Below are 12,755 nucleotides of genomic sequence, written 5' to 3'. Positions count from 1 at the left end.
GGTTTACTTAGATGCAAAACGTTAAAAAAATCGTGCTGGCCTACTCTGGCGGGCTTGATACCTCAGCCATTATTCCGTGGCTTAAAGAAAACTATAACTGTGAAGTTGTCGCATTCGCAGCTGATGTTGGCCAAGGAGATGAAGAACTTAAAGGTCTGCACGAAAAAGCTATCGCCTCTGGCGCTAGCGAGTGCCATATTGTTGACTTAAAAGAAGAATTCGTTAGCGAATATATCTTTCCGACTATCACTACTGGTGCCATTTATGAAGGCGAATATCTACTTGGCACGTCAATGGCACGCCCGGTTATTGCCAAAGCACAAGTGGAAATTGCCCGCAAAGTAGGTGCCGATGCACTTTGTCACGGTTGTACCGGTAAAGGCAACGATCAAGTGCGTTTTGAAAGTACCTTTGCGGCACTTGCTCCTGACCTTACAGTAATCGCACCTTGGCGCGAGTGGGATATGGTAAGCCGTGAGGACTTGTTAGCCTATCTCGCTGAGCGAAATATTCCTACGACAGCGTCAGCGACCAAAATTTACAGTCGTGATGCAAATGCCTGGCACATTTCGCACGAAGGTGGCGAACTGGAAGACCCATGGCAAGAGCCTACCAAGCAAGTGTGGACCATGACGGTTGACCCAGAAGATGCTCCTGATACACCTGATCGTGTGATGCTGTCTTTCGACGAAGGGAAACTGACACACGTTGATGGCGAAGCGCTGTCACCATACCAGGCTTTGGTAAAACTAAACACAATTGCTGCAGCTCACGGTGTTGGGCGTATCGATATCGTCGAAAACCGTCTTGTCGGCATGAAGTCTCGAGGCTGTTATGAAACGCCAGGAGGCACCGTACTCGTCAAGGCATACAAAGCCCTTGAAACCATGGTGCTAGATAAAGCCGCGCTTAAGTACCGCGAGCAAATAGGCCTAGAGTTTTCTCACGTGATGTACGATGGCCGGTGGTTTACTGCGCTGAATGATGCACTACTTGCAGGTGCGGCTTCATTTGCCAAAAAAGTGACCGGAGACATTGTGGTAAAGCTATACAAAGGCCAAGCTACGGTTACGCAACGCCGTTCACCTAACAGTCTTTATTCTGAAGACTTTGCAACGTTTGGTGCCGACGATGTTTACGACCAGAAACACGCTGAAGGCTTCATCCGCCTGTTCAGCCTTTCAAGTCGCATAGCAGCACTTAAGAATCAGGCTAAATAAACGCATTTAAGGAGCATCACATGGCGTTGTGGGGTGGCCGGTTTGAGTCCGGTGCAAGCAGTATGTTTAAACAGGTCAACGACTCGTTACCGTTTGATCAGGTAATGGCAAGCCAAGACATTCAAGGCTCAATTAGCTGGTCACGTGCCCTGCAAAAAGCAGGCGTACTAACAGTTGATGAACAAGCGCAACTTGAGGCAGCTTTGAGTGATTTAAAAGCGCAAGCCGACGCTGGTGAACTGGACTTTTCCGCGTCAAGTGAAGAAGACATTCACAGCTTCGTTGAAGCGGCGCTGATTGAAAAACTGGGTGACATAGGTCGCAAGCTTCACACCGGACGTAGCCGTAATGATCAGGTGGCCACCGACTTCCGCTTGTGGGTTCGCGAACATATCACCTCACTTCGCACTGATGTGTTAGGTGTAATCAAATCGCTTTTAAATGCGGCGAGTCGTCATCAAGAAGCCATTATTCCGGGCTATACACACTTACAGCGTGCGCAACCTATTCACTTTGCTCATTGGTGTTTAGCCTACGTTGAAATGCTAAAACGCGACGTAAGCCGTTTAGACGACTTAAAAGTGCGCATGAACCAGTGCCCGCTAGGTTCTGGAGCATTAGCGGGTACCACTTTTCCCGTTGATCGTCACGCGATAGCAGAAGAGCTGGGGTTCGACTCCCCCTGTCTAAACAGTTTAGATGCAGTCTCTGACCGAGATTTTGTGCTGGAACTGCTCTTTGTGGCCAGTACCAGCATGATGCACTTATCGCGCCTTGCAGAGGACATGATTTTCTACAATTCAGGGGAAGCGGGCTTCTTACAACTTGGTGATAGTGTGACGTCAGGCTCTTCACTGATGCCACAGAAGAAAAACCCCGATGCCTTAGAACTAATGCGCGGTAAATGTGGCCGTGTGTTCGGTTCACTTCAAGCCCTGTTGGTCACGATGAAGGGGCTTCCCCTTGCGTACAACAAAGACATGCAAGAGGACAAAGAAGGCGCAATCGACACGGTAAACCAATGGCACATTTGTTTGTGTATTGCCAGTGAAGTACTTGATTCACTACAGCTAAATGAAGAACGCTGCCGTGTTGCTGCAACACAAGGCTTCTCCAACGCAACCGAACTGGCTGATTATTTGGTCGGTAAAGGCGTGCCGTTTAGAACTGGCCACGACATTGCGGGGCGTGTGGTACTGCAAGCCATAGACAAAGGTTGTGCAATTGAAGATTTACCGCTTAGCGACATGCAAGCTATTTGCGACAAAATCGACGACGATGTTTACCCGGTCTTACAACTTGAGTACGGCGTAAACCAGCGCAATATTTTGGGCGGTACCAGCAAAGAAACAGTGACAAAAGCACTGTATCAAGAACTGGAAGACTTGGACAAACAAGGGTAGCTGTAAGGAACTGCTTAAATGGTATTAGCGCATCATGATGGTATAAAACTGTTTCGCAGTTCACTGCCCTACATAAACGCCCACCAGGGGAAAACCTTTGTATTGATGTTCGGTGGTGAAGCCATTGAACATCCTAATTTCCCTAATATTATTCACGACATCGCCCTGCTAAACAGCTTGGGCGTGCGCGTGGTAGTGGTGCACGGCGCAAGGCCTCAAATTGATCAACGCGTCGCGCTTCGCAATATAGAAGGTCGATTTGAAAGTGGTGTGCGCATTACTGACAAACAAACGTTAGAGTGCGTTAAAGATGCAGCAGGTTCAGTTCGTTCTCAAGTTGAAGCACTGCTGACCATGGGCTTACCTAATTCCCCCATGCACGGTGCACAAATTCGCGTGTGTTCAGGTAATTTAGTGGTTGCCAAACCTATGGGTGTGCGTAACGGTGTGGATTTTGAGAACACCGGCCTTGTGCGCCGCATTGATACTACGGGCATTAACGATCATTTAAACGATGGTTCTATCGTGCTGCTTTCACCTATGGGTTACTCTTCTACCGGTGAAGTCTTTAACCTGTCGCATGAAGATGTGGCAACCCAGGCTGCCATCGCGCTAAAAGCCGATAAGCTTATCGTATTTTCAAACTTTGACGGTATCTATAACAATGATGGCAAGTTGCTTCGCACTATCGAACGCCCTCAGTTAGAACAGCTGGTTATGGCAGGTGACATTACCACCGAAGATACTGTGCTTAGCGCCCTCACTACCAGCGTAGCGGCCGGTGTACCCCGTGCGCACTGTATCAGTTTCGAAAAAGACGGCGCGCTGCTTCAGGAACTTTTCACCCGAGATGGCACGGGCTCACTCGTAATGGAACACCACTATGAGCAGCTTCGCGCGGCGACTATTGACGATGTGGGCGGCATATTGAAACTAATAAAGCCGCTTGAAGAAAGTGGCGTTTTAGTGAAGCGCTCTCGAGAGCGTTTAGAAAACGAGATTAGCCAATTTATCGTGATAGTACGGGATGGCATGATCATCGCCTGTGCGGCCCTCTATTTATATCCAGAAGACGGCTGTGCGGAGCTGGCATGTGTGGCAACCCATCCAGATTACAGAGGCAAAAACCGCGGTGAACGCATTTTAGATGAAGTAAGGCTGCGGGCAAAAGAAGCCAATATAAGCAGTATTTTCGTATTGACCACCGTAACGGCCCACTGGTTCTTAGAGCAAGGCTTTGAGCCTGCAGATATTAGTGTCTTACCGGCGGTGAAAAAGGAACTTTATAATTTCCAACGCAATTCGAAAGTATTTACCTTAGCGGTATAGCGAAACAGCTATCAATTAACCGCTCAACACAGGTGTTTCGCTTATGGTGTAGTGCCACACACTAAAAGCGGAACACATCCAGTAATGTGTGCGATTTCACTTCGTTTATGCCAGTAGGGTATTAACTACTACCGTTCCAAACAGGATGGGGTTATATTAACTCTTCTTGCATTATTATTTTTAAACTCAGTGACTTACTAGTGCTTGCTACACTTAAAAGAAAAATAAAAAACTACCTCCTTTTAAATGAGGAAAACCTAAAAACGGCTAATGCTGATGTGTGGCGACTGAGTGTTCTACGCACAACATTGCTGATGGGTGTTGTGCTGACCTCTGCTATTGTTGTTCATTCCACCTATACTGCTTACCAGCAAGGCCTATACTATGTAATGGGGTTAACTATTGGGTTTTCTGTGTTTCTTCTCGCCACGCTTTCGATTGGCCTCAAACATGTGAAAGTTGCCTGTGGATGTTTGATTTTCGCGGTTCTAGCGGCTTCAATCAGTATTTTGTTTTTTACCGTAGATGTAATTTCGGCGCGCTATGGCCTATTACTTCTATTCACTCTGCCTATTATTTTACGGGTACTTTGTGGCGTAAAAGCAGCAATTAGTGCGATGATTTTTAATATCATTCCGTTTTATTTTTTATTGACTGACGTCCAATTTGCACCGCTTTTCGGCATTGATCTTACGTTACCTGACACCCATACCTATCTGACCTCCCTGATATTTTTATTCTTTAACTTTTGCATTCCCATGGCGGTATTACGGGTGATGTCGTCGTTAGAAAAACAAAGTGAACAGAACTTACTTCAAAGTAAAAAGCTGAGCCAACTAGTCAATCGATATCAGGAAATTTTTAATAACGGTGGCACCCCATCTTTTTTTTGCGATGAATCAGGGCGAATTTTACAAGCCAATCGCTCAGCAAGAATGCTGATTAAAAAGTACCATCCGAGTTGTCGGTATTTGCAAGAATTGTTCACCTTATCGCTGCCGGTAATGAATGGTGTTAATCAACATGCCACAATAAAACAGGCTCCCGACCGGGAGTATAAAATTCACTCAGCCACCCTAGAACACCACAAGAGACAACTGATTCACTGTTACGATGTCTCTGCAAATAAGAAGAGCTTGAGACAATTCGATGCATTCAAAAAACAGCAGTACGAAAAACTCTACATCAACGAGTTAACCCAACTTAAAAACCATCTTTTCTGGCGTAAATCGCAAACAAAAGACAGTACGTTAGGGCGTCATGTCGTGCTGTTAAAGCTGGCCAACCTGCGTGATATTAATTTGCAATACGGCTTCAACCAAGGGGATCAACTGCTGCTCAATGCATCAGCTTTGCTGCAAAGAGAACTGTCCTCTGACGTGACACTGTACCACTTCCCAGGCGCGAAGTTTCTATTTACGCTTCCGGATACGCAGATACCCCAGCATCGTTTAAACGAATGGCTACACCGCCGACTACCGACTACAGTCGAGTTCACTGTGCCAAACGGGCATATATCTCACGCTTTACAATGGCGTGCAGGCCACTATCACGTTCATCGACCGTTAAGCCCAGAAGCCGTCGCCGAACGCTGTGCTATTGCCCTATCTCAAACCAGTGAGTGGTCTCCTTTGGTGTCGTTTAATATTGATACGATTAAAAATATTCGCGTGAATACGCAACAAAGAGACAGAATTAAGCACTTACTAGACACTGACCAACTTACCCTTTATTTACAACCTCAAGTGGCCATAGAAGGCAATGTCGTTGGGTATGAAGTACTGGCGAGGTTAAAAGATCCGACGTCCGGCGAGATCTTACAACCCTATCAATTTCTGTCTATTGTCGAAGACAACAAGTGGGAAGTGTTATTCACGCAAAAAGTAGTCGATGGCGCAGTTAACATGATCGAAAATTGGCCTACAGCACTGCCCAGGGTACCGCTGGCGATCAACCTGTCTGGTCCTGAGCTACTGAGCGATCTTTTTTATGAAAAGTTACTTCGCCGCTTCTCAGAAAGTCCCAGTCTAAGAACACAGCTCAAATTAGAACTCACAGAAACTTCTGTATTGGCCAGTCACGATGAAACTAAGCGCCGCTTGTCATCTCTGGCCAGCCTGGGAGCGACGATTATCATTGATGACTTTGGTACTGGTCACGCTTCACTGTCTCAGCTCATTGATATATCTGCAACAATAATAAAAGTAGACAGAGAGTTTGTAGACAGCGTAGAAACATCTGAGCGCCATCGAAAAATAGTAAAAATGACCTTGGATTTGGCAAAAAGTCTCGACATGCAGACAATAGCCGAAGGTGTCGAAACACAAGCCCAACTGCAAGTGCTTAAAGAGATGGGGTTTGTAATGTTCCAGGGTTACCTATTCGGAAAACCCGCACCTCTAGAGAATTGGGTTAAACTAGTAAAAGTGCAGGCCTAGACGCCCTGCTAACAACACTGTATTCACTCGCCTTAACTACCATCATCACATCTATCGTCTATGTATCAATATTTGAAATAGCGAAGCTGTTGCAATCTTCCTTTTCTCACGCTTTACTGGTATGACCAGAATACAATTAAACGGCGAGTGAATCCTTGTGAGCAAATTTTCCATTCAAGACATCGCTGTCACGTGTGATGACAGCACACTATTGGCGGCAACCCTTTACACGCCTACATCTACTCCAATTGGTGCGGTAATGATTGGCCCTGCAACAGGTATTAAGCGGCAGTTCTACCATGCTTTTGCTTCTTTTTTATGTGAACAAGGCTTTGGCGTAATAAGCTTTGACAATCGTGGTATTGGCGATTCAGCTCCACGTAACGTTAAACACAGTGAAGCGTCATTAGTCTCATGGGGAGCTCAAGATATGCCTGCGGTGTTAACAGCCCTTAAAGAGTATTTCCCCCATCAAAAATACTTTTTAGTTGGGCATAGTGCAGGTGGTCAGCTTTTAGGCCTGATGCATAATGTTCACGACTTAACAGCGTTTTGTAACTTTGGAAGTTCATCTGGCAGCCTGCGTAATATGCGTAAAAGCTACTTATTAAAAGCGCACTTTTTTATGAATCTGTACATTCCCTTAAATAACTTCCTTTTTGGACACACTAAGTCTCATTGGGTTGGAATGGGCGAACCCCTACCTAAGCAGGTAGCGCGGCAATGGCAACGTTGGTGCAATGGCACAGGCTATATTAAAACCGCTTTCGGACGAGAGGTAGATGAGCATTACTATGATGACATCACCCTCCCTTCAAAATGGTTGTTGGCCACAGATGATAATATTGCCAACATTCACAATGTTCACGATATGATAAGCGTTTTTCCCCACATGGAAGCGGAAATTGAAGAGCTGGCTCCAAGCGCTTACCAAGTAGACGAAATCGGCCACATGAAATTTTTTTCTCGCAAGTGCAAACACTTGTGGCCCAAGGTAAGCGAGTATTTACTTAAGTACTGCCTTCCAGTTCAGACAACAACACCCTAGCGTCGTTTTGTTGTGCAAATGTCTCTGTTGCATTGACTATTTTAGTAAGAATGCGTTTAGCTTCACTACTATTGCCTATCGCTGCCAGGGTGTATGCCAAATGATACTGCAATGAAAGTGAGGTGGCATTGCGCACCGATGCTTCGCGAATGAGCGGCAACGCTGTATCAGCTTTACCGTTAATAGTCAGCGCCCAACCATAGATATGTAGCACATCAGCATCAGCGGGGTTAAGTGCATAGGCTTGCGCTGCATATTGCTCACTTTTCACCGGCGACGTTTTTAGGTGCAAAATAGCGAGGCGATTGAGAATGGCGTACCTGGCACTTTCAGGCGCTTCATTGATTAGCGTTGTGTAATGCAAAATTGCTTGTTCGCTGTCCCCGTAATAAAAGTGGTATTGCGCTAATAAATTACGGGAAAAATAACGACGAGGTTGTTGTGTCACTGCTTGATTAAGGCGAGCCAATAATGCGGTAAAATCGCCTCTGGCTGCACTGATAGCATAAAGCTTGGCATACGCTAAATCGAAGTTTGGATCTTCATCGAGGACTTGCTCATAAAACGCGATTGCTTTTAGTTCATCCCTATTCAGCTGAGCTAATTCTCCGAATTTAAATAACACATAAGGATTTGCGGGAAACTGATCGGACAGTTTAGACAGGTTCTCTTGTGCCAATGCCAATTTATTTAGTGCCAACAGCAACTTAACCCACTGCAGTTGCAAGTTCACATTGTCAGGCTGCATCAAATGCGCTTGTTGCATACTGTAAAACGCCTTGTCTTCATTACCCAAGGCTAACCAGTTCATCGACTCACTAACCAGGATATTGGCAGGGCGATCAAACAGTAACTCTAATTTTAGCAACGTGGATTTAGCACGCTCATTATCAGCCATTTTAATGTAAAAAGTAGCAAGCTGAACTAAAGCTAAACCATTACCAGGCTCTTTTACTTCCAGTTTACGCAGTGCAGCAATTGCACTTCTATAGTCACCAATCTGATTGAAGGCTGCCACAGCAGCAAAGGTAGTCTTGGTATTTGCGCCATAACGTTGCAATAACATATTGTATCGCGCAATGGCTAATTCGACGTTACCTTCTAACATATTGATAGTAGCTAATTGATAAACCACCTGAAAATGATTGTTTTTTTCCATCTCCAGCGATTCGAGAATAGCCTTTGCCTGATCTGTTCTACCTTGATTGACAAGCAAGGTAGCCTGATTATAACGGGCCGCAAATAAATTGGGGGACTCCGCAAGTACTTTGTTAAGGATGTTCTCAGCTTCTTCGAAGCGCTTTTCGATAAGCAACTGTGCAGCTTGCATATTCTTCACTGCGACATCCTCTGGAAATTGTTGCATCAAGCGCGTTATTGCAAAGGTAGCCTTTTGCGTATCACCCACATCAAGGAAATATAGGGCGTAGGCCAACAATACTTGTCTGCTATCTGGGTGAATATCGAGTAATGCATCGAGTTGGTCAGCAGCTTGTTTAAATTTTCCACGAGAGAAGTCCACCCGAATTGAAAACAGCGCAACTTCAATACTGTGGCCATATCGAGCCTGCAGCTTTTCCAAAAGATTTACCGCTTTAAAATTCCGCTTACTTTCAAGATAAAGACTTCCCAACAGTATGGCTTGCTGAAGATTTTCTTCTATTAATTTATCCTGATGGTTCTGTAACTCCAACATGGCTGCTTTTTTATCACCTAAAGCCATATTAGTGGTTGCCAATAAAATAGACGTCTGTAAATCAGTTTCGGCATACACATTAAACGCCGTAAAATTATCCCTGGCTTGTTCAAAGTTGCTTTGCATTAAAGCCACCATGCCCCGAAGATAAAATAGCGATGGTTCACCAATCATGACTTCTTCGGGTACATTGGAAAGCCGCTGCGAAATTAACTCAAGCTGAGGGCGAATATTCGAAAGTGCATCTATTTGACTGGTTAGCCAACTGTTGACGAACATCACATAAAGATCGTCTTCCGTTTCAAGTAGAAGATCTTCAGTAATGAGTAAAGCGGCATCCAGATCAGCTGCAGCCACATAGGCGTCGATTAAACTGCGTGCAATCTTGGCATCGCTAGGCGCCAGTATGAAAGCTTGGTTAAAAAATCGCTGGGCAGCGGTGAGTTGGCCTCTGGCTTTTTCCAGCTTTCCTTTCACCCATAAGGTGTCAGCCTGATTGCTATCGATTTGGAATGAGATATCCATGAGGCGCTGCGCCTCATCAAAACGGCTTTCATCTATGGCAAGCAACGCTAAACCGTTTAACCCTTTGGGGTGGTTTGGCGACCGACTCAAAATGGCTTCATATTCTCGCTTGGCACACAAATTACGCCCTTCGAGCAGACATGCGTTAGCTCTGGCAGCCAACCATTCTATCAAAACGTCATTTTGTAACTTACCGTCATAATCAATTAAAAGTAATCGCTCACTTTCTCTGAGCCTTAACAGTACACGGGACCAGTTGTGAAAAATAAGATTAGGATCTGTACCTTGCTCAAAGGCTGACTGGTAAGTTTCATCTGCTTTTTCCATCAACCCATTGTCGAAGTACAATGCCCCAAGCAGGATATGAGCAGGTAAATAATCGGGGTTATTCTGCAATACGTTTTTTACGTGAATAAACGCGTCTTTGTATGCTTTGTTTTGGTAACTTAATACGGCCGCTTCGTAGTTAGCATTATCAGCTGAATCATCGGCATAAACTGCGAAGGTCAGAACAAGTCCTAAAAGACTCATCCACCCGCTGCAACATAGTGCCCTCATTGTCTATGCTTGCCCGCGGCACCCACGACGGCGCAAGAATAATATTCCCAAAGCGCCAATCAACAGTACCCCAGTAGATGGTGAAGATACCGCAACAATACTCGGAGGCCTTTCGTAGTTAAAGACAAAATCATGGAACTCTCTGGCACCAGTGTAAGAGTTAGCAGCAAAAGTACCGTCGAATGAAGCGCCACCTGACGTATCTGCAAAGGGGGCTAATACAGACCCTTTCATCGCTACCCCATTAAAATTGATACTTTCAGCATCGTAGAAATTCCACAGCACATTAGAAAATGCGCTTTGTTGTGTGAATCCGTTATTTAAATTAACACCACCACCAATAACAATATCGTTATTTGAAAAACCATTGGCAGAAACATTGATGATAACGGTTTCAGCCGCCCCCCAGTTCAAACTGAGATTGCTGTTTTGCGAAAATATATCTATTGCAGAGACATTGAAAACGGCCACTTCGTCGATGCCAGTATAATTAAACACTCCATTACTGTAAGCACCGTTGCTACTCAAACTTGCGTAATATGCCGTGTCTGTATATAGCTCTGTCGCTATATCTGCAATCGTTACATTAGGATCGTGGATTAGCTGCCCATCGTCGCCGTCATTTAGCTCCACTGTAGATGCGTTTAATGCACCACCATAAACAAGATTATTATCCCGTAGCACACGTACACCACTGGCATTGACATCACCTACAATTGTCACAGCATCTATCGCTGTATTGGTGTTAGCTAAGCGGCTACCAAATTCAGCGTAACGCCCCTGCGCGTTTAAATTACCACCGATAAATGTTCTACCCTGAACGTCACCACCTGAAAAATTATAGTCTTCCAATAAGATGAGATTATAAGTGCCAAGCGCCCCATTACCGGACGAGTTTATCGGTGTGGTATCCACAGCAAATGCCGTGTTCCACAAAAGTGAACCGAAAATAGTAAAAAGAAGAAAACGCATGAACAGCTGATACCTATTAAACCGCACGGAAAGACGTGCTAACGAAATATTGTAATTCTATTTTATGTTTCAATTTCTTTAGCAATATTCATGCCCTTAAGGTAACTATATCTTTTTCATGAAGTTCAATGAGTTACATAAAAATAACCCTATATTAAATGTAAAATAATTAGACACTTTAAGACGGGAAACTTTCGACTTAAATAGTATATATTTGTCCCAGTATGTCTTTATAAGAACATACTGGGAGTAAAACAGTTGTCTTGGGTTAGTCCGCCAGTGTTAAACTCAAAAAAAGCCTCGGCATTTATCTAAAGTTAAACCCGAAATATTTATATATGCGGGTATGGGAAGGTCGAACCAACTCATAACTAGTCATGCCAGTATTCGAACTTAGCGCTTGAATAAAACGCTTGTGGAACAGCAGTAAAAAATATAAACAATGTCATAACGTCCAAACTGTAGTTAATGTGGTGATGAAACAAGATACTCAACAAAAAATACTTACAGCAGCCTCTGCATTGTTTTTAGACGGAGGCATTAACGCTCTCAGTGTCAGGGCAATTGCCCATGGTGCGGGTATGTCTACTATTGGGATATACAGCCACTTTAAAGGAAAACAGGGCATTATTGATGCCTTGTACCAAGAGGGTTTCGAACTGCTTACAAAAGAAATCCGTGCAGCGAGAGGGAACACCCCTGCAGAAAAGGTTATTGATGCCTGTGAGCGCATGCTGACCTTTTCAGAAAAACATACCGCTCACTACCGTCTTATTTTCTCAGCAAAGCCGAAAGAATTCTCTCCTTCAGCAGAAGCAATAGAAAAAGCTGACCAAGCCTTCAGTGCACTTGCAGAATTGTCTGATGCGCTAATTAAAAAAGCGCATTCACCTGCGCAAAAACAAGAAATTGCCTTGCAAATCTGGGCACTTACCCAAGGTTACGCAAGTTTCAATCAGCATGAAATGTGCGAGCGTATAGTGTGGCGCAACTGGAAAGAAAGTGCGTTACAAGCCATTCGCCTTCATGTCTATGCCTTAGCGGCAACCCGCTAACCAAGCAACGCCTTCTTCGAGTAATAACATAGAAAAATACTGCACACCAATGGAATGCTGAGTGTTGCCCGATGAGGTTTGTTTTTACCCCCAGCATTTTACGCGGTACGTGCCCGGGCATAAAAAAGCCGAGTGATGAATACGCATCACTCGGCCAATAATAAAAGGCGAGCAGTCCCTTGCCCGCAAACTGGTTGCGCCGACCACCGATAAGTACAGCGCGTTAGCGCGCTAAGCAAACACCACACTAGCAACCATCTACCAGGTCTTACCTATAGATTATTCAATCATTGTGCCAACCAGATTTAGTTGTTGTTTTTCAAAAACTTGCATTAACCGCATCACATCAACAAACAATAAGGGTGAGAATATGTTGCTCATAAGCAACATATTTTTCAGGCAAGCGAAAATAGGGCATAACGGTGAAATGCCAACGCCATCGAGGTAGGCCTACATTTAGGTATATACGAGTTTTAGTGAGAGGTTTGTTTCCATAGAGACACTCCCTTAA

Annotated in this window: 8 protein-coding genes; 6 read left to right on the top strand and 2 right to left on the bottom strand. The window is 44.7% G+C overall.

Going from position 1 to position 12,755, the window contains the following annotated elements; translation table 11 throughout:
- Nucleotides 1–11: 11 nt before the first annotated feature.
- The 5 genes from ACMCM8_RS00665 (at nt 12) to ACMCM8_RS00645 (ending at nt 7,438) form a co-directional block, all read left to right on the top strand.
- The gene (locus ACMCM8_RS00665; RefSeq protein ID WP_412724457.1) at nt 12–1,220 is read left to right on the top strand and encodes an argininosuccinate synthase; all 1,209 of its coding nucleotides are present in this window, start codon (nt 12–14) and stop codon (nt 1,218–1,220) included.
- Between the two features lie 20 nt (nt 1,221–1,240).
- Nucleotides 1,241–2,623: an argininosuccinate lyase gene (gene argH, locus ACMCM8_RS00660; RefSeq protein ID WP_412724455.1), complete on the top strand. Its 1,383-nt coding sequence runs from the start codon at nt 1,241–1,243 to the stop codon at nt 2,621–2,623.
- Nucleotides 2,624–2,641: 18 nt separating this feature from the next.
- Complete coding sequence (gene argA / locus ACMCM8_RS00655) at nt 2,642–3,952, top strand: amino-acid N-acetyltransferase (RefSeq protein WP_412724453.1); 1,311 nt, start codon at nt 2,642–2,644, stop codon at nt 3,950–3,952.
- A gap of 200 nt (nt 3,953–4,152) precedes the next feature.
- Nucleotides 4,153–6,390 carry an EAL domain-containing protein gene (locus ACMCM8_RS00650; RefSeq protein WP_412724451.1) on the top strand — a complete coding sequence of 746 codons (2,238 nt, stop codon included), beginning with the start codon at nt 4,153–4,155 and terminating at the stop codon, nt 6,388–6,390.
- Between the two features lie 157 nt (nt 6,391–6,547).
- Nucleotides 6,548–7,438 carry an alpha/beta hydrolase family protein gene (locus tag ACMCM8_RS00645; protein ID WP_412724449.1) on the top strand — a complete coding sequence of 297 codons (891 nt, stop codon included), beginning with the start codon at nt 6,548–6,550 and terminating at the stop codon, nt 7,436–7,438.
- Here ACMCM8_RS00645 and ACMCM8_RS00640 read toward each other — a convergent pair.
- Both ACMCM8_RS00640 and ACMCM8_RS00635 read right to left on the bottom strand, forming a co-directional pair.
- Nucleotides 7,401–10,190 carry a tetratricopeptide repeat protein gene (locus ACMCM8_RS00640; RefSeq protein ID WP_412724447.1) on the bottom strand — a complete coding sequence of 930 codons (2,790 nt, stop codon included), beginning with the start codon at nt 10,188–10,190 and terminating at the stop codon, nt 7,401–7,403. The two genes, ACMCM8_RS00645 and ACMCM8_RS00640, sit on opposite strands and share 38 nt — an antisense overlap.
- A gap of 30 nt (nt 10,191–10,220) precedes the next feature.
- Entirely contained in the window at nt 10,221–11,189 is a 969-nt protein-coding gene (locus ACMCM8_RS00635; RefSeq protein ID WP_412724445.1) for a choice-of-anchor A family protein, read from the bottom strand.
- Nucleotides 11,190–11,665: 476 nt separating this feature from the next.
- On the opposite strand from ACMCM8_RS00635, the gene ACMCM8_RS00630 reads away from it, so the two are divergent.
- The gene (locus ACMCM8_RS00630; RefSeq protein ID WP_412724443.1) at nt 11,666–12,244 is read left to right on the top strand and encodes a TetR/AcrR family transcriptional regulator; all 579 of its coding nucleotides are present in this window, start codon (nt 11,666–11,668) and stop codon (nt 12,242–12,244) included.
- The last annotated feature ends 511 nt before the right edge of the window (nt 12,245–12,755 follow it).

Source organism: Alteromonas sp. D210916BOD_24 (assembly GCF_047159385.1).
Classification (GTDB): domain Bacteria; phylum Pseudomonadota; class Gammaproteobacteria; order Enterobacterales; family Alteromonadaceae; genus Alteromonas.
Note: the sequence above shows the minus strand (reverse complement) of the source record. Positions and strands in the feature narration are given on the sequence as shown.